Raw genomic sequence first — 19,588 nt, 5'->3', positions numbered from 1 at the left:
CGCCGTGGCTAAGGTCGGGGCTGCCAAGGAGTCGCCGATGAAGCCTGAAAGTCTGGTTCGCTACCACACCCGGATGCAGCGGGTGCTCGCTTATATCGATGAGCATTTGGAGCAGGATCTGACCGTCGAGATGCTGAGCGGCGTTGCAGCCTTCTCAAAGCATCATTTTCATCGGCAATTCTCATCCTTCTTCGGGATCGGCGTCTATCGCTACATCCAGCTCTTGCGGTTGAAGCGGGCATCGTACCGACTGGCCTTCAGAGATCGTGAGCCCGTGATCCAGATCGCTCTGGATAGCGGCTACGAAGGGCCGGAAGCCTTCGCTCGAGCCTTCAAACAACGGACGAAGCAGACGCCGAGCGCGTTCAGGGAAGAGCCCCACTGGGCTCCTTGGCATGACATCCATGAGCAGCTGAATAGGGCAAGGAGTCTTACCATGCAGACACGTTTTCACGCCGACCAGGTCCAGATCGTGAATTTTCCGGCCACGCCGGTCGCAATCCTCGAGCATCGCGGCGATCCGAGGACGATTGGCGACAGCATCCGTCGGTTCATTGCGTGGCGTAAGGCCAATGGGGTAACGCCCAGGACAAGCAAGACCTTCAATGTCCTGCACAGCGATCCTGACGACACGCCACCGGATGAATTCCGCCTGGGTCTTTGCGCAGCGACCGAGAAGGTTGACGCCAATGACGATGGCATCGTTGCCGGCATGATCCCTGCAGGTCGCTGCGCCGTCCTACGGCTAAAGGGCTCCAGCGACGATCTGAGCCCGGCAGTCTCATACCTCTACGGAGAATGGCTGCCGAAGAGCGGGGAGGAATTGCGCGACTTTCCGGTTTTTGCGGAGAGGGTGACGTTCTTCCCGGACCTGCCGGAGCACGAAGCCATCACAGATCTTTTTCTGCCTCTTCGATAGGAAGCAAGACATGAAAAAGGGGCCATTCGGCCCCTTTTCCGTATCCGCTGCCGGATGATCTTACCCGCGCTGGGCGAGGGTGACGTAGTCGCGCTCCGGCGAGCCCGTATAGAGCTGGCGCGGACGGCCGATGCGCTGGGACGGATCCTCGATCATCTCGCTCCACTGGGCGATCCAGCCGACCGTGCGGGCCAGCGCGAACAGCACCGTGAACATGGAGGTGGGGAAGCCCATCGCCTTGAGGGTGATGCCCGAGTAGAAGTCGATGTTCGGGTAGAGCTTCTTCTCGATGAAGTACTCGTCCTTCAGCGCGATCTGCTCGAGCTCCACAGCCACATCGAGGAGCGGATCGTCCTTGATTCCGAGTTCGTTGAGCACTTCATGGGTGGTCTTCTGCATGATGCGGGCGCGCGGGTCGTAGTTCTTGTAGACCCGGTGGCCGAAGCCCATGAGGCGGAACGGATCGTTCTTGTCCTTCGCCTTGGCGATGTATTCCGGAATGCGGTCGGGCGTGCCGATCTCTTCCAGCATCTTCAGGGCCGCCTCGTTCGCGCCGCCATGGGCGGGACCCCACAGGCAGGCGATGCCGGCGGCGATGCAGGCGAAGGGGTTGGCGCCCGACGAGCCGGCAAGACGCACGGTCGACGTCGAGGCGTTCTGCTCGTGGTCCGCGTGCAGGATGAAGATCCGGTCCAGCGCCCGCGAGAGCACCGGATTGACCTTGTATTCCTCGGCCGGCACGGCAAAGCACATGCGCAGGAAGTTGGAGGTGTAGTCCAGATCGTTCTGCGGATACACGAAGGGCTGGCCGATGGAGTACTTGTAGGCCATGGCCGCAAGCGTCGGCATCTTCGCGATCATGCGCATCGAGGCGATCATGCGCTGATGCGGGTCGGAGATGTCGGTCGAGTCGTGATAGAAGGCCGAGAGCGCGCCCACGCAAGCGACCATGATCGCCATGGGATGCGCGTCGCGGCGGAAGCCGGTGAAGAACCGGTTCATCTGGTCATGCACCATGGTGTGGCGCGTGACGCGATAATCGAAGTCGGCCTTCTGAGCGGCGGTCGGCAGCTCTCCGTAGAGAAGCAGGTAGCAGGTCTCCAGGAAGTCGCCGTGCTCCGCGAGCTGGTCGATCGGGTAGCCGCGATAGAGCAGAATGCCCTTGTCGCCGTCGATATAGGTGATCTTCGACTCGGTGGCCGCCGTCGAGGTGAAGCCGGGGTCGTAAGTGAACATCCCGGTCTGGCTGTAGAGCTTCGAGATGTCGATGACGCTCGGGCCGATGGTGCCTTCTTTAACCGGCAGTTCCGCGGACGTGCCGTCAACAGTGACTGTGCTTGTTTTGGAACTCATGCGTCTTGGCCCTTTCATACGAGGAGGCCGGGCAGAACCTGGAGCAACCGGGGAGCAGTACAGGCCTACAGGGTTGCCAGACCAGGGTTTGCCGGTCGGTCGGATAATGGCGCCTTCGGTAGCTTATCCGCCGGAACGGAGCAAGCACGTCTAAAGGCGAGAGGCGCCTGCTATGCAGCAGGCGCATCCTTGATCCGGTCGGCGATGCGCAACAGCGTTTCGTCCTTGCCCAGAACCGCCATGACATCGAACAGGCCGGGCGAGGTGGCGCGCCCGGTGAGGGCGGCCCTGAGCGGCTGCGCCACCTGGCCGAGCTTCGCGCCGATGGCCTCCGCGTGCTCGCGCACCACGGCCTCGACGCTCTGGGCCGACCAGTCGGAGACGGCTTCGAGCTTCTCCGAAATCCCGACGAGACGGGAGAGCCCGTCCGCCAGCAGGCTGGCGGCCTTTTCGTCGAGATGCAGGGGGCGCTCGGCGTAGAGGTAGTAGGCGCTGTCGAGGAGCTCGACGAGCGTCTTGGCGCGCTCCTTCAGGCCCGGCATGGCGGCGATGAGCTTTTGCCGCAGGGCCGGCTTGAAGGTGCGGCCCAGATGGTGCTCGTCATGCTCGATCTCCGGCAGGAGATCCTCCAGGGCCTGCACTAGCTTCTCGTCGTCGGCCTGGCGCATGTAATGCCCGTTGAGGTTCTCCAACTTTGCGAAGTCGAAACGGGCCGGCGAGCGGCCGATGCTGGCGAGGTCGAACGCGTCGATCATCTCCTGCGTGGAGAAGATCTCCTGGTCGCCATGGCTCCAGCCGAGGCGCACGAGGTAATTGCGCAGGGCTTCGGGCAGATAGCCCATGCTGCGATAGGCCTCGACACCGAGCGCGCCATGCCGCTTGGACAGCTTGGCGCCATCCGGGCCGTGGATCAGCGGGATATGGGCCATGCTGGGCACATCCCAGCCCATGGCCTGATAGATCTGCGTCTGGCGCGCGGCGTTGGTCAGGTGGTCGTCGCCGCGGATGATATGCGTCACGCCCATGTCGTGATCGTCCACCACCACGGCGAGCATGTAGGTCGGTGTGCCGTCGGAACGCAGAAGAACGAGATCGTCGAGATCCTTGTTCTGCCAGACGACGCGGCCCTGGACCTCGTCCTCCACGACCGTCTCGCCCTCGGTCGGGGCCTTCAGGCGAATGACAGGCTTCACGCCGGCCGGGGCCTCGGATGGGTCGCGATCGCGCCAGCGGCCGTCATAGCGAAGGGGGCGGCCCTCCTTGCGGGCGGTTTCGCGCATCTCCTCCAGCTCCTGGGGAGACGCGTAGCAGTAATAGGCGCGCCCCTGGGCCAGCAGGCTCTCGGCAACCTCGCGATGGCGGGCGGCGCGTGAGAACTGGTAGACGACGTCGCCGTCCCAATCGAGGCCGAGCCATTTCAGGCCGTCCAGGATGGCGGCGATGGCGGCTTCCGTCGAGCGCTCCCGGTCCGTGTCCTCGATGCGCAGGAGCATCTTGCCCCCGTGGTGCTTGGCATAGAGCCAGTTGAACAGAGCCGTACGTCCCCCTCCGATATGGAGGAAACCGGTGGGAGAGGGGGCGAAGCGGGTGACGACGGTCATCGCAGGGAAACCTTGACTTAAGAAAACTCGGGTTGCGCGGCTTTCGGATCCTGAAGCCTTGTTCGACTCAATCCACAGGATGGTTTGGGCCTCATCGCCGGGTCGTCTAGCATGCCATGAAACCCGCGTTAAGCCGAACCCACGATGGAAGACAACCAGGCAAAGCCTCCCAGGATCCCGCGCAGCGTGGCGCAGGCCGCTGCTTTGCCCAGGCCTTGGGGGCTCAGCCTGGAGCTGGGGCTTCTCGATGGGCGAAGGAGGCTCTCGAAAGCCATCGCCTCGGAGATCGAGCAGCGAAGGCTCTTCCCCTGGATAGCCGTGTTCTTCGGCATCGGAATTCTGCTGTTCTTCCAGGCCGAGGGCCAACCGGCACTCTGGGCGCCCCTAGGGGCTTTCGGGATCTGCAGCGTCCTGGCCTTCGTCTTGCGCCGGACCATGCCCGTCTTCACGGTCCTCGTTGCCTTGGCGGCGATCTTCGCAGGCTTTTCCGCAGGCGTGATCCGCAGCCGGAGCGTGGCTGCCCCCGTTCTCGGCCGGGTCACCATCACGCCGATCGCAGGCCATATCGCAGCGGTCGAGGATCGCGAGGAGGGGCAGCGGCTTCTTGTGCGGATCGTGGAGATGAAGGGCGTCGCAGAGGCCGAGCGACCGCATTTCGTAAGGGTTTCCCTGCGTCGCGACGGAGAGTTTTCCGCCGGACAATTCATCGAGGGCACGGCGCGTCTTCTGCCGCCGCCGGAGCCGGCATGGCCGGGCGGCTACGACTTTGCGTGCGACGCCTATTACAAGGGGATCGGCGCTGTCGGTTCCATGGTCGGGACGGTGCGGCGGCTCGCACATCCCGTGCCGCCAGGCTGGCGCTTAAAGCTCGCGGCCTTCGTGGACGAGGCGCGCAATGCGCTCACTCAGCGCATCGCTTCCTCCATCGGCGGTGCGGCCGGCGGCGTCGGAGCGGCACTGGTGACGGGCAAGCGTGGGCTCATCGCCGAGCCCACGAACGACATTCTTCGTGGAGCGGGGATCTATCACATCGTATCCATCTCCGGCCTGCACATGGTGCTCGCCGCCGGAACGTTCTTCTGGCTGGTGCGGGCGCTTCTCACACTGGCGCCATGGCTTGCGCTGCTCTGGCCGGTGAAGAAGATCGCCGCCGTCTTTGCCATGATCGGGGCTGCGGCCTACTGCGTTTTCTCGGGCTCCGACGTCGCGACCGAGCGATCTCTGATCATGACGCTGGTCATGTTCGGCGCGGTGCTGGCGGACCGCCCCGCACTCAGCATGCGAAACCTGTCCATTGCGGCCTTGATCGTACTGGCCTGCGAGCCCGAGGCGCTGCTGGGCCCGAGCTTTCAGATGTCGTTCGGCGCCGTCGCGGCCATGATGGGCCTCGTGCCGCTCATGCAGGGAACGCGCGAGGGTAAGGGCTCCGCCTCCATGATCGAGCAGGGCCTGCGGTGGGGCGGCCGGGCCATGCTCGCCCTCTTGACCACAACCCTGGTCGCCAGCATCGCCACCGCTCCCTTCGCGGCCTATCATTTCCAGAGCCTCAACCCCTATGGCCTCGTCGGCAATGCCCTGGCCCTGCCGCTCGTCTCGCTCGTGGTGATGCCCTCGGCCGTTCTCGGCGTTCTGGCCTATCCCTTCGGCCTCGACCGCCCCGTCTGGCAGCTCATGGGAGCAGCGGTCTCGCAGGTTCTCGAGATTTCGGGATGGGTCGGCGGCTTCAGCGGCTCCACCCTCGTCGTGCCGGCGCTGGGGGTGGGGGCGCTCGCGCTCCTGAGCCTGGGCCTGCTTCTCCTGACGATTCCCGTCTCCGTCTTGCGCTGGGCGGCCCTGCTGCCCGCCGGGGCGGGCCTGGCCCTTGCCGCCACGCCCCATCGCTATGACGTCTTCGTCGACCGGGATGGGGCAGGGGCTGCGATCCGTGCTGCGGACGGACGGCTCGCTCTCGTCGGCCGTCCTTCGGCATTCGTGATTGAGCAATGGCTGCGGGCCGATGGGGATGGACGGCAGGTCGACGACGCCGGCCTCAGGCAAAGCGCCCGTTGTGACAGCGCGGGATGTGTGGTTGCCGCGGAAAACGGGCGGCATGTCGCCTTCGTCCAGGATTTCGCAGCTTTTGAGGAGGATTGCCGCCGGGCCAGCGTGATCGTCACCCGGCTCGAGCCTCCGGCCACGTGCCAGGCCCGGCTCATCCTGGACGGTGCCGCCCTGAGGGAGCGGGGCGCGACGGCGCTGCGCTTTGAAGCGGACCGTGTCGAGGTCGCATCGGTAAGAAAGGGGCGGGAAACGTTGCCCTGGTCAACGGGACAGAACGCCCGGCTCCAGGGAACGCCTGCCCGGGAGAGGCCGCAGACGGTGCGGCCGGTCCCCGAGCAGGATCTTCCTGAGGACGAGATCAGTACCGGCGAACCAGACTGACGAGCTTGCCCTGGATCTTGACCCGGTCGGGGCCGAGCACGCGGGTTTCGTAGGCCTGGTTCGCGGCCTCGAGGGCGATGGAGGAGCCTCGTCGGCGGAAGCGCTTCAGGGTCGCCTCCTCGTCATCGATCAGCGCCACGATGATGTCGCCCGTATTGGCCGTGTCCTGACGGCGGATGACCACGAGGTCGCCGTCGAGGATCCCGGCTTCGACCATCGAGTCGCCGCGCACCTCGAGGGCGAAATGGTCGCCCTGCGAAAGGAAATCGCCCGACAGGGAGATCGAGTGGCTCCGGTTCTGGATGGCCGAGATCGGCGTACCGGCGGCGATCCGCCCCATGACGGGGATCGAGGAGATGTCCCGGTTTCGCTCCTCGGCAGGGGGCAACGGCGCGGCCTTCGCCTTGCCGGCAAGGCCCCCTTCGACCACGCTCGGCGTAAAGCGGCGCTGGCTACCGGCCCCGCTGGCGCTCTCCGGCAGGCGGATCACCTCGAGCGCACGGGCGCGGTTGGGGAGACGGCGAATGAAGCCGCGCTCCTCGAGCGCCGTGATGAGCCGATGGATGCCGGATTTCGACTTGAGGTCGAGCGCATCCTTCATCTCGTCGAAGGAGGGCGGAACCCCGGTTTCACGCAGCCGCTCATGGATGAAGCGGAGCAATTCGTGCTGTTTACGCGTCAGCATGGCTGGCCCTTGCTGCTCCTAAGTGGAGCGATTCTGAAACAAATCAGGAACAAGGTAGCCGTTCTTGCTGTGTTCTGCAAGTCCATGGTCAAGCTCGCGCAAGGTAACTTAATTTGGGCGAGGCAGTTGCTTTCATTTCGAATTTCAATGATACAAAATAATATAGCACTTAATCCGTTCTTGAGGATGACATGGCTGCAACGAAGAGCCCAGGACAGGGAAGCGATCAGCAGAACGAGTTTTTTGGCCTTGATGGGGCTGCCTTGGCTCTTGGTGTGCTAGCTGCTGATGATTGGACCGGCACCGATGCGGATGAGAGCCATACCGGCGGTGACGGAAATGATAGCTTGAACGGAGATGGCGGGAACGACCAACTCTTTGGCGGTGCTGGAGACGACACTCTTTCAGGTGGGGATCATGCCGACACATTGATGGGCGGGAGCGGAGCCGATTACCTGGAAGGTGGGAGTGGCGATGATTTCGCCTCCTATGCAGCCTCGGCAGTGGGAGTGACCGTCTCTCTGGCCAATCCGGTCATCAACACCGGAGAAGCGTTCGGCGATACATATGACAGTATCTTAGGAGTGGTCGGCTCATCCTATAACGATTGGCTCATCGGCAACATCGACATCAATCATCTGAAAGGCGGCGACGGTAACGATACGTTAGATGGCGGAGCAGGTATCGACACGCTTGAAGGCGGCGCGGGCGACGATGTCTATGTCGATCCGTGGGGCGATACGATCATCGATGTCGCGGGCGTCGATACCGTCCGAACGAGCAGGGACTTTGCCCTTTCCGATGGTGTAGCCATCGAGAATCTCGTTGCGCTCGATCCAGCGGGCAATAATGGCCTGACACTGACCGGCAACAATCTGAACAATGCGATTGTCGGCGATAGAGGCGCCAATACGATCGACGGCAAGGAGGGTGCCGACACGCTGATGGGAGGTCTAGGTGACGATGTTTACATCGTCGATCAGTCCGGAGACAGGGTGTGGGAAGCCAGCAACGGCGGCTTCGATAAGGTAATGACTTCCTCTTCCTACGCCCTGTCAAGAGACGCCGCAATCGAGGTTATGCAAGTCGCTAGCCTGTCGAGTAAGCAAGCGTACAAGCTATCGGGGTCCGATTTTTCTAATATGATCACCTCCGCGTCGGGCGCCGACCAGATCTATGGATATGGCGGCAACGATCTGCTGAAGGCGCAAGCCGGCCTCGACAGAGTGTATGGCGGCACCGGCAATGACACGATCTATGGCGGATCGGGCAATGATCGTCTCTACGGAGAAAAAGGGCGCGATACGTTAGTATTCGACACGAAACCGGGCAAGAGCAACATCGACCGAATCTACAAGTACAACCCGAAGGACGACACGATCTGGCTCGACAATGCCGTGTTCACGAAACTCGGCAAGGGGGCTTTGTCGAAGCCGCAGAAATTGAAGGCGAGCATGTACGCGGTCGGCAACAAGGCTAAGGATTCGTCGGATCGGGTCATCTACGACAAGAAGTCGGGTGCTCTTTATTACGACAAGGATGGAACCGGATCTGCGGCGCAGGTGAAGATCGCCACCCTGGAGAAGAACCTCAAGATGACCTATCACGATTTCTTCGTGATCTGATTAGGGTCTCATGTGGTTTGGTTGAGGGGGCGGGTAATCTCGTTCTGGAGTTCGGTTAGATTCAATGCATGTGGGGAGCCGAGAGAGACGGTTCTGGTCGGAAGCTGAAGGCTTAGCGTGGCGCGACTGCTACTCTCAATAAGTGAATAGTTTTTGACCGTTTCCGGTCCTCAGTGGGATGCGCCTTTGCAGAAGGCATGTAGGCGTAAATCATTTGCATATGATTTCGTTTCGTTCATGTTTCTGCGAATACCTCTTAAGTTTATAACATAAATCTCTAGATATACATGGTTGCATAATATAAATTTTAATTTTTTAACAAAAAATTGTCGCTTGACGCAAATAAAACCTTTTATATTCATACGTGAAGGGGAGGATTTACAGAAACAATATTTGAGAAATTGTACATTTTGTATGCTTATTTGCCTGAATGGTGTGTGTTTCTTAGGCAAAAATGAGCGTAAACCATGGTTTAAGGGTTTCTTAAAGAGGGCTTTACTCGGCGTAAGAGAGGCGCTACAAATGGTTTAATATAACATTTCCATATATCTCAGGTGTATCATGTCTACTCGTTTCGATGGCGAAATCAGCTTCCCGACATCCTCAACAGGACACCTGTACCCAAAGGTCAAGGCTCTGCCGAATGGTGGTTTCGTGACGGTTTGGCGATCTGATGTAAACGAGGGCGATATTTTCATAGAGATGCGGGACGGTCTCGGGCGGGTTATCAAGCCCTACGCAGCCGTCAACCCAACCACCGCAGGTAATCAAAAGAACCCCGAGGTCGTGGTTCTAAATAATGGCGATATCGTCGTTACCTGGGAGACGCCAAGGCCAGGAAGCTCCTCCGGCAGCAATATTATGGCGCGCATTTATGACGCCAGCGGCAATCCAAAAAGCGGTGAAATCAAGGCTAATCCCGATGTAAGTGGAACAAACAGTTACGACCAGCACGCCACCATATCGTTGGCCGGAGGTGGTTTCGCAATTGCGTATCACCTTCAAAGTGGAGCGGACAATCTCGTTCAGTATAATATTTACAATGCGGATGGCTCGCTCAACAAAGTGGTTTCGCTGCCGGTAGGAGGTATCAATCCTGAGCTTGTTCAGCTCAAGGACGGCAGAATTGCTCTGACATATCAAAGCCCGGGCCTTCTGGATGGCTACTTCAGGCTCTACACGGCAGCGGGAAGCACAGCTTCAGAGATCCAGCCGCTGGTCGAGGGTATTGGCGATCAGATGCCGGCTGCTCTGGCGGCTCTGTCAGACGGCTCTTTCGCAGCTGTTTGGACCAACCGTCAATATGACAGTGGCAGTGGCCGTACTCTTCCCGTCAAGGTCTCTGGGCGAACCATCGCGGGCTCGGTCAGTTACAATTTCGAAATGGATGTCTCCGGACAGCAGGTGGAGCCGACCATTGAGGCGCTCGACCATGGTCGATTCGTCCTCGCTGTCGCCCAGAGGAATACATCCTCGGACAAATGGGTCATTCGAGCCAAAGTTTTTATGTCCGATGGTACGGCCGACAGCGATTCGGAGTTTGTCGTCAATACCAATATGACGGGAGACGCAGTCGCCCCGGACATTACCGTCCTCAAAGACGGGCGGTTCATGATATCCTGGTCTGAGGCCGATGGTGCCGGGCACTATTCCGTCAAGGCTCAGATCTTCGATAGCCGCGTGGATCCGGCGACCGCCTATGGCACTCTCGGAGATGACATCTATGTTGCGACCCAATGGGGCGGCGATGCTCTGTTCGGATATGACGGCTACGATTACTTCGATGCCGGGACAACGAACGGTGAGTTTAATACTGCTGCCGATACATTTGACGGTGGCGGCGACATTGATACCTTGACCTATGAGCGCGCCACCAAGGAAGTCATTGCATACTTGGATGCGGCGGAGCAGTCCAAGAACGACGGCGCGGCAATCAAAGACATCCTGACGTCGATCGAGAACCTGACGGGCTCTGCTTATAATGACATTTTGATCGGCAACCAGTACTCGAATAACCTCAAAGGAGGCAACGGCGATGACACACTCGACGGTCGTGATGGTGGTGTGGACATCCTGTACGGCGGAGCCGGCAACGACGTTCTGATCGAAGGAACCAAATCTTTTGGCGAAGGCGGCGACGATACTCTGCACGGCGGTGGCAGACGTGAGCTCAACGGTGGTGCCGATTGGGATGTCGTGACCTATGAGCGTGCTGGCACAGCCGTTCATATCGATCTATCTGATGTCAATCAAAATTCTGGCGCTGCTTTAGGCGATCAATACATCGATATTGAAGGATTCATCGGCTCGAATCTTGGCGACAGCATGTACGCCGACCCGAATTATGCTGTCTCTTTCAATGGTGGACGCGGGGATGATACGCTTCTCGGAGGCGAGTGGAACGACACTCTTGCCGGTGGGGGCGACAATGATCAGCTGTTTGGTTATGACGGCGATGATCTGTTGAATGGTGGTGACGGCAACGACATTCTTGACGGCGGGATTGGCCGCAACACGCTTGATGGCGGCGCAGGTGACGATCTCCTCTACGGTAATACCGGAACCGAGAAGTTCGATGGCGGCACGGAAGTTAAAGGCGACACTGTCAGCTATCAAGGAAACCGCCCGGGCGTGTCTCTTAGCCTCTTGCTAGGTGGATTCGAGGGAGATGCAAAGCTCGATACGTACAACAGCATCGAGATCGTCATCGGTACGAATTCTGCCGACACCATCTGGGCAGCCGCCGGCGCTGAGACACTGATTGGTGCGAGTGGGAACGATAAGCTCTATGGCGAAGCCGGTAACGACGTCCTGATCGGCGGAGCCGGAGCCGATACGCTCGATGGCGGTGCCGATAACGACTGGGCTGACTACTCTGCCGCTGCGTCAGATGCGAACGGGAACGGCGTTACCGTTCAGATGATAGACGGCGGCGGAAGCGGAAGTGCGATTAATTCTGGAGACGCCAAAGGCGATGTGCTGAACAACATCGAGAACATCCGCGGGTCGAACTTCCGGGACGTGCTGATCGGCGACAACCTGAGCAACTCCCTTGAAGGTGGTGCGGGTGACGACACCCTGTCCGGCGGCAACGGCGGCAACGATACGCTCGATGGCGGCTCCGGCAAGAACGTCGCGAGCTACCAGTATCTCAATCAAGGCGTTGGCATCACGCTCGACCTGAGCAATCGCGCCAATGACGCGGGCGCGGCTGTCGGCGACGTGTTCAAGAACATCGCGGCCTATCAGGGCTCGACCTATGCCGACAAGATGGTCGGCGACAAGGCGCTCTCGAACGAGTTCTACGGTCTTTCCGGCAACGACACGCTCGTCGGCGGAGCGGCGAACGACTACCTGAACGGCGGCGACAACAACGATTCGCTGGAGGGCGGCGTCGGGGCCGACAGCCTCTCCGGCGGCGATGGCAACGACGCTGTTTCCTATGAGAATGCGACGTCGGCCGATTCCTCGACGGGCCTGATCGTCGATCTCTCGAATGCCTCGCGGAACACCGGCGAGGCGGCCGGCGACGTGTACGACTCCATCGAGAACGTGATCGGCTCGAAGTGGAAGGATCAGATCACCGGCGATGGTAAGAATAATGTGCTCGAGGGTCGCGCCGGCGACGACGTCCTCGTGGGAGGTGCTGGAAGCGACACTCTGAATGGCGGCGATAACGACGATATCCTCGACGGCGGTGCGGGAGCGGACAGTCTCGTCGGCGGTGCCGGTACCGACACGGTCAGTTATGCGAATGCGGCCGCAGTTTCATTCCAAGGAGTGACACTTAATCTCTCCACTGGAACGGGAACTTTCGGTGAAGCCGCGGGCGATAAGTTCGACTCGATTGAAAACGTGATCGGCTCCAACTGGCTCGATCAGATCACCGGCAATAGCGCGAACAATGTGCTCGAAGGGCGTGGCGGTGCCGATTATCTCTATGGCTTGGATGGTGACGATAAACTGATTGGCGGCGATAACGGCGACCACCTGGATGGTGGTCTCGGTATCGACACCATGGATGGTGGAAAAGGCGATGATGTCTATTCCATTCGTGATATCGGAGACGTCATTATCGAAGCTGAAGGTAATGACAGCGTCAATGGTGCATGGGATCGTGTCGACGTTTACGTTGATTACTTCAAGCTGCAGGACTCGATCGGAATCGAGACCCTTAAAGTTGGCGATACCTTCACCTCCAGCGTTCATCTGATTGGCAACAAATACGACAACTACTTTGTCTCAAACTTGACGACCGAAACCGTTGACACCTTTGAAGGTGGCGATGGCAATGACAATTATGTCATCCGTGGACAGGACAAAGTCATCGATACAGGTGGTAGCAACGATTCCGTTACCGTTACGTCTGGTGGCAAATTCCAGTTCGAGAATATCGAAACTCTCAGCGTTTCCGACGATACCGAGGGGGCCTGGATCATAGCAGGCTCGGTCGGCATGGTGCTGATCGGCAGTAACAACACAAGCACGACCCTAGAGGGCGGCGCGGGTGCTGATACGCTTCGCGGTGGCGATGTCGACGATACCTACTATGCCGATGAGAACGATCTCATCGAAGACTACGTTGGTTGGGACACCTTGATGGTGAGAACCGCTGGCCGCCATGTCCTGAACGGAAATGGAAGGCAGGAGCGGATCGAAGCGCTCAAGGCCGAAGCGGGCGTTGAAGGCATCTGGCTTGCGACGGCCAAACCCGCTGCAGGAACCTTCGTCAATCTCTATGGCAACGAGCTTGCCAATACCCTTGAGGGTGGAACGGATATCGACCTCTACGGAGGCGCTGGCCGCGACACTTATATCCTCGATAATGGCGCCTATATCGAAGAGAATCTCGATGATCCGAACGAAATCGATACGGTGATCCTGAGGGGAACCAACTTCGGTTCAACCGTCAAAGCATTCGGAATGGCTGACGGCGTCGAGATCTTGGATGCCAGGGACGTCCAGGGAACGATGCGGCTGACCGGAAATGAATGGGACAACACATTCTACAGCAATGGTGCCGGAAACACAGTCGAAGGCGGTAACGGAAGCGATACATACCATGTGAGCGCGTCCGATACGGTCGTCGAGGGCCAGGGCGGCGGTTCCAATGACCGCATCGTCGTAAGCCGCGACACCTATACTTTAGGAAACGACGTCCATGTCGAGGTGCTGCAGGCGGCTCAGGGTAACGCTTCGATCCACTTGATCGGCAACGACAAGAGCAATCATCTGATTGGCAATGCCGGTCGCAATTACCTTGATGGCGGGACGGGTGCAGCCAACAGCTTCGAGGGTGGTGACGGAGACGACATTTATGTCTTCCGCGCGAAAGGCGACAGCCTGTCTGCATCCGATACCGGCGGCTGGGATGTCGCTTATATGTACGATGCTAATTTCAACAGCATTAGTGAAGCCGATCTTTTCGAGGCTTATCTGCGCGCGAGCGGAATCGACGAAGTCTATCGCAATGTCACGGCGCCGCCGCCTCCATCCGGCGACACGCAGGCTCCTTCTGACATCGTCTTGTCATCGACAACCGTCAACGAGAATTCACTAGGCGGCACGCTAATCGGCAATCTGAGTGCAACGGATAATTCCTCAGGGCCATTCACGTTCAAGGTTATCGGTGCGGCGGCCAATCTGTTCGAGGCTTTTTACGATAACGGCCAATGGATCCTGCGGGTCCGTGAGGGTGCACTCATCGATTATGAGACCACGTCGCAATACACGATTACGATCGAGGTGAGGGATAGCGACGGCAATCCCTACACCGAGGAGTTCACGATCACCGTTATCGACGGGGACGACACGCTCAACGGCGGTCCAGGGAATGACACCCTCAGCAGCGGTGGCGGGAACGATGTCATCAATGGAAATGGTGGTGATGACATCCTCAATGGCGGTAACGGGAACGACGTTCTCAACGGCGGGGCCGGGAATGACACACTGAATGGCGGTCCGGGGAACGATATCCTCAATGGTGAGGGTGGAGACGACGTCCTCAATGGAGATGGGGATAACGACATCCTCAACGGCGGTGCCGACAATGACATCCTCAATGGCGGTGACGGCAACGATATCCTGAACGGCGGTGAGGGGAATGACACGCTCAACGGCGGCGCTGGTGACGATACGCTCGCTGGCGGCAACGGGAACGACGTTTACCACATCTACGATGCCGGCGATAAAATCGAAGAAACCACTGATCCATCAGGCGGCTTCGATACAGCCTATATTCACATCGACGAGTATGTGCTCCAGGATACTGTCGGCGTGGAAGTTCTGGCCGTTGCTGAGGATGTAACCTTCGGTGTGTCCATTACGGGCAATAACCTCGCCAACACCATCATCGGCGGTCAAGCAGGCGATACTCTGGACGGTGGTGACGGCAACGATAGCATCGTTGGTGGCGGTGGCGACGACATCCTTATAGGCGGCACCGGCAATAATACCCTTGAAGGCGGAGCCGGTAACGACACCTATCATATCGGCACTAACGATACGATCGTCGAGGCTGACGGCGAAGGGGATGACGATACTGCCTATCTGAGCGGCGATTTCACGCTGGCTTCTGATGTCTATGTCGAGACGCTCATCGTGGAAGGCGATGCCGGGAGCGATATTACGATCCACGGCAACCAGATCGCTAATACAATCATCGCGAATGACGCTGGAAATGCGCTTTTTGGTGAGGGGGGCAATGACCGCCTCATCGGTGGAAACGGTTCTGACCAGCTTGATGGCGGTTCCGGCGACGACAATCTTGTCGGCGGTGACGGCATTGACATCCTCTATGGCGGCGAAGGTAATGACACTTTGAATGGCGGCCTCATCGACGGGCAAGGGAATGCCATCGGGGACGGCGAAGCCGATGTTCTTCATGCCAGCGCTGGCGACGATGTCTATTATCTGCTCGATGCTGGCGACCGTATCGAGTTCAATGGAGTTCAGGACGACGGCTGGGATGAAGCCTATCTTCTTTCCGAGAATTTCAAAGTCAACGGTGTGGTCGATTGGGATGCGGTTAATGCCTACATCGTCAATCTTTGGGAAAATGGTATCGAAGATGTCTACATAGACGGCGTCCTCTATGGCGGCTCCGGCGGCGACGGCAACGATGTCTACGAGATATACGAAGACAGCCCAGCCATCGAAGAGGATCTCGATCCGGAGATTGGCGGTATCGACAGGGCTAACATTCACATTGCTTATTATCAGCTCCAAGACGATGTCGGTGTGGAGACCCTATCTGTCGTTGACGGCCTGGACTTCGATGTCGAAATCGTTGGAAATAATCAGGCGAATACAATCTATGGCAGCACCCGCGATGACATCCTGAGAGGCGGAGGCGGTAACGACATCATTTCGGATGACGAAGGCGATGGCTCGCACGACGGTGGTGGCAACGATCTCCTCGACGGTGGAGAGGGCGACGATCTGCTTCTCGGTGGAGACGGCAACGACTGGCTTGTTGGCGGGGCTGGCGCTGACACGCTTTCAGGCGGAAACGGTGACGACAGCTACTATGTCGACCTTGATGACGTCGTTCTCGATGACACGGGAGGCGATCATGACTTGCTGATCGCGACCGAAGCGGGAACCTATACCCTGGCAAATGGGATCGAGAGCGGTGCCGCCGGCGTTGGTGCCGGAGAAGTGAACCTGAACGGCAACGGCCTGGACAACGAACTTCACGGTAACAGCTCCTCCAACATTCTGGATGGTGGAGACGGTAACGATACCCTGGATGGTGGTACAGGCTCTGATGACGACGCCAATGATACGCTGAGAGGCGGTGATGGCGACGACGTTCTCAAGGGCGGCGCCGGCAACGACTTGATGGAGGGCGGTGAAGGTAACGACACTTACTATGTCGACAGCACTGGAGACATCGTCGTCGACACTGGTGGTAACAACGACACTGTCATCACAGCGATCACGCTGTCTTTGGTCGGTAAGGATGGAATCGAGAATCTGACCGCTGCGGCTGGAGCCCAGGATTCAGACGGTTCGGGCATTGATTTGACCGGCAATGCCGGCAACAACCATCTGACCGGCAATGACCTGGCTAACATCCTCAATGGCGGTGAAGGGAACGACGTCATCGACGGCAGAGGCGGCGCCGACGTCATGGAGGGTGGCCTTGGTGACGACACCTTCTATGTCGACTCGCTGGGGGATATCGTCACTGATGCTGGAGGTAACGACACCATTGTTACCAGCCACAGCCGAACCCTGGCGGCCAATGATGCCATAGAAAACCTGAGGGCAATGGCCGGTATTGCCGGTTTAACCCTGGTCGGCAACGGCGGTGATAACAGGCTCACGGCAAATGACGAAGGAACGGTCCTCGACGGCGGCAAGGGTGCCGACACGATGGAAGGCGGCCTCGGTAACGATACCTATTGGATCCGCGATCTCACCGATGAGATCCTGCAGGATAGAGGTGGGTACGATACCGCTCATGTGTATCGCGGCCTTTACACCGACTCACAGTGGGTTCAGCTTCTGGCCGACCTTAACGCTGCTGGCATCGATGAAGTCATCGAGCACGCGGGTACAGGAGACGAAACTTCTCCGACCGGTATTGAGCTGTCGAAGTATTCGATCGCCGAAAGTTCAAAGCAGGGGGATGCCATTGGCTTCCTCAGTGCGGTTGATGTCTCGGGAGGCCCTTATGAGTTCTCGATTGTCGGAGACCCGGATAACAAGTTCGCCATCGATATCAGAAACGGTCAGGCTTTCTTGGTGCTCCGCGAAGGTGCGACGCTCGACTATGAGACGGCGACTTCTCACAAAGTCACGATCCGTGTCATCGACCGAAGTGGAGAGAATCTCGTCCATGTCCAAGAGCTGACGATCACGGTCGACAATGCGAACGAGGCGGCGACGGCGATCACCCTGACCGGTGGCGCGGTCGGCAATGGCTCGGTCGACGACAATGCGCTGCTAGGTACGGTGGTCGGCGTCCTGGGCAACAACGACCCGGACGTGGGCGACAGCTTCAGCTATACCCTGACCGATCCAAGCGGCGCTTTCGCCGCCGTTCAGGAGAACGGCGTGTGGCGGATCGTCGTGGCCGATCCGAGCAAGCTGCCCTCGACCGGGGGCGCGCTGACGGTGAGCGTGCGCGTGGTGGACAACGGCAACCCCGCCCAGTCCTACACGCAGGACATCGCGATCCAGGTCAACGACGTCGCGCCGAATACCCACAGTCCTACGGATATCGTTCTAGACAATATCCGCGTTGCGGAGTTTGCGCCGAACGGCGCGACGGTGGGCTTGCTTGGGGCGGTGGATGCGGATCCGAACGAGAGCTTCACGTTCAGCTTCGCCCGGGACGGCAACAATGTCGTGCAGGACGGCGGCGGCCGCTTCGACATCAAGCAGGTGGGCGATCAGTGGCGCCTGGTGGTCAAGGACCGCTTCGGCCTCGACTACGAGCAGAAGAAGTTCCACGAGGTCACGGTCAAGGTGACCGATTCCGCGGGGCTGAGCTACGAGAAGAAGCTCACCATCGACGTGAAGAATGTCGGCGTGGAGTTTCTCACCGGCACCAATTCCGGGGAGACCTTCAAGGCGGGCAGCGGCAATGACAGTCTGGCCGGGGGCGGCGGCAACGACGTGCTGTTCGGGGCCCAGGGGCGCGACACGCTCAACGGTGGGGCGGGGGAGGATATCTTCGTGTTCGACACCACGCCGAACGGCCAGACCAACCGCGACACGATCCAGGACTTCAAGGTGGGTGAGGACAAGATCTACCTCGACAACCTGGCCTTCATCCGCCTGGGCAGTGCCGGCAGCCCGTCGTTCGACAACCCGGTGGCGCTGGCCTCGACGGCGTTCCTGGCCGGGGACGGGGTCAAGGCGGGCACGAGTGCGGCGCACCGGATCGTCTACGACACGGCGACCGGGGCCTTGTATTACGATGCCGACGGCTCGGGCACGGCGAACAGCAACATCGCGGCGGTTCAGATTGCGGTCTTGACCGGCAAGCCGGCGCTGACGGCGGGGCAGTTCTTCATCATCTGAGGCGGGCCGGGGCGCAAGCCCCGGCTTGACACAGTGTTGCTCCATCCATCAAATGTAACGATACGACATTTACAGAGGACTTCCGATATGACCCTCACCATCAAATTGGCGGCTGGCAATGGCGGCACCCCGGATTCGACCGATCCCGGAGGCAGCGTGCGTTTCAACGAGAACAGCCTGACCAAGGACATGCTCATCGGCACCATCGAAGGCGGGCAGCCGGGCTGGACCTACAAGTTCAACTTTGCCGATGGCTTTTATGGCGACGGTGGGGGGCGATTCTATATCGTCGGTAACAAGATTTATGTAAAAGCAGTGGTTGATCCCGCAACCGGGGAATCCCTCTTTAACTTCGAGGTTCAAGGCCTGCACACGATGTCCGTCTTGGCCTTTGCCACGCCCGACGCGGTGGTAGATGTGGACGAGGGGCAGTTTGGTGTCTACGTCGATGACGTGAACGATGCTCCGGTTAACTTGGCACTGAATCCACCCACCGGAACCGTGCTCCAGGTGGCTGAAAACCTGCCTGCCAATCAGCTCGTCGGCACCTTGGTCGAGTTCGACGAGGACCGTGATGCGGGCATGGGCGACGGCGATGGCATCTTCACCTATGCAATCACGGTCAATCCCGGCAACAAGTTCGCCCTGCGGGATGGAGCGAACGGCCTGAAGGAGGTCGTGACCACGGGGCCGCTCGACTACGAGGCCAACGATCCGCTGCTGAAGACCGATACGGTGAATGGCGGCAAGTATTACGAGATCACCGTCCGCGTCACCGATAATGGCGGCGCAAAAGCCGGAACGCCTCTGTCCACCGAGAAAACCTTCAGGGTTTATGTTACGGACGTCAATGATGGCAACACGTCGCCGACGGATATCTCGCTGTCGAGCACGACGGTGGCCGAGGATCAGACGGCTGGAGCGGTGATCGGCACCCTCAGCGCCACGG

8 protein-coding genes are annotated in these 19,588 nt (G+C 59.3%); 5 read left to right on the top strand and 3 right to left on the bottom strand.

Annotation, left to right across the window (positions count from 1 at the left end):
- The first annotated feature begins 37 nt into the window (after positions 1 to 37).
- Entirely contained in the window at positions 38 to 919 is an 882-nt protein-coding gene (locus L879_RS0113365) for an AraC family transcriptional regulator (RefSeq protein ID WP_027316546.1), read from the top strand.
- A gap of 60 nt (positions 920 to 979) precedes the next feature.
- On the opposite strand, the gene gltA is transcribed toward L879_RS0113365, so the two are convergent.
- Together gltA and gltX are read right to left on the bottom strand one after the other, a co-directional pair.
- Positions 980 to 2,272 carry a citrate synthase gene (gene gltA / locus L879_RS0113360; protein WP_027316545.1) on the bottom strand — a complete coding sequence of 431 codons (1,293 nt, stop codon included), beginning with the start codon at positions 2,270 to 2,272 and terminating at the stop codon, positions 980 to 982.
- Positions 2,273 to 2,442: 170 nt separating this feature from the next.
- A complete protein-coding gene (gene gltX / locus L879_RS0113355; protein WP_027316544.1) occupies positions 2,443 to 3,873 on the bottom strand; it encodes a glutamate--tRNA ligase in 1,431 nt (476 codons plus the stop codon).
- 144 nt (positions 3,874 to 4,017) lie between these two features.
- On the opposite strand from gltX, the gene L879_RS0113350 reads away from it, so the two are divergent.
- Positions 4,018 to 6,294, top strand: coding sequence for a ComEC/Rec2 family competence protein (locus L879_RS0113350; RefSeq protein ID WP_210278730.1), 2,277 nt, complete (start codon positions 4,018 to 4,020; stop codon positions 6,292 to 6,294).
- Here L879_RS0113350 and lexA read toward each other — a convergent pair.
- Positions 6,272 to 6,979 carry a transcriptional repressor LexA gene (lexA, locus tag L879_RS0113345; protein ID WP_027316542.1) on the bottom strand — a complete coding sequence of 236 codons (708 nt, stop codon included), beginning with the start codon at positions 6,977 to 6,979 and terminating at the stop codon, positions 6,272 to 6,274. The genes L879_RS0113350 and lexA overlap by 23 nt on opposite strands.
- 191 nt (positions 6,980 to 7,170) lie before the next feature.
- Here lexA and L879_RS0113335 point away from each other — a divergent pair, with 191 nt between their 5' ends.
- From L879_RS0113335 to L879_RS21660, 3 genes are all read left to right on the top strand, one after another.
- A complete protein-coding gene (locus L879_RS0113335) occupies positions 7,171 to 8,604 on the top strand; it encodes a calcium-binding protein (protein WP_084021009.1) in 1,434 nt (477 codons plus the stop codon).
- Between the two features lie 561 nt (positions 8,605 to 9,165).
- Positions 9,166 to 18,639: a cadherin domain-containing protein gene (locus L879_RS24490; RefSeq protein ID WP_210163824.1), complete on the top strand. Its 9,474-nt coding sequence runs from the start codon at positions 9,166 to 9,168 to the stop codon at positions 18,637 to 18,639.
- Between the two features lie 87 nt (positions 18,640 to 18,726).
- The coding region (locus tag L879_RS21660) for a cadherin repeat domain-containing protein (protein ID WP_035459618.1) at positions 18,727 to 19,588 on the top strand (862 nt) is incomplete at its 3' end.

The organism is Microvirga flocculans ATCC BAA-817 (assembly GCF_000518665.1).
Classification (GTDB): domain Bacteria; phylum Pseudomonadota; class Alphaproteobacteria; order Rhizobiales; family Beijerinckiaceae; genus Microvirga; species Microvirga flocculans.
The sequence above is the reverse complement of the archived record's forward strand: the minus strand, read 5'-3'. Positions and strand labels throughout refer to the sequence as shown.

What these genes read in the sequence shown, in the direction of transcription:
- L879_RS0113365 (WP_027316546.1), top strand. Translation starts at nt 38, where the DNA reads ATGAAGCCTGAAAGTCTGGTTCGCTACCACACCCGGATGCAGCGGGTG.
- gltA (WP_027316545.1), bottom strand. Translation starts at nt 2,272, where the DNA reads ATGAGTTCCAAAACAAGCACAGTCACTGTTGACGGCACGTCCGCGGAA.
- gltX (WP_027316544.1), bottom strand. Translation starts at nt 3,873, where the DNA reads ATGACCGTCGTCACCCGCTTCGCCCCCTCTCCCACCGGTTTCCTCCAT.
- L879_RS0113350 (WP_210278730.1), top strand. Translation starts at nt 4,018, where the DNA reads ATGGAAGACAACCAGGCAAAGCCTCCCAGGATCCCGCGCAGCGTGGCG.
- lexA (WP_027316542.1), bottom strand. Translation starts at nt 6,979, where the DNA reads ATGCTGACGCGTAAACAGCACGAATTGCTCCGCTTCATCCATGAGCGG.
- L879_RS0113335 (WP_084021009.1), top strand. Translation starts at nt 7,171, where the DNA reads ATGGCTGCAACGAAGAGCCCAGGACAGGGAAGCGATCAGCAGAACGAG.
- L879_RS24490 (WP_210163824.1), top strand. Translation starts at nt 9,166, where the DNA reads ATGTCTACTCGTTTCGATGGCGAAATCAGCTTCCCGACATCCTCAACA.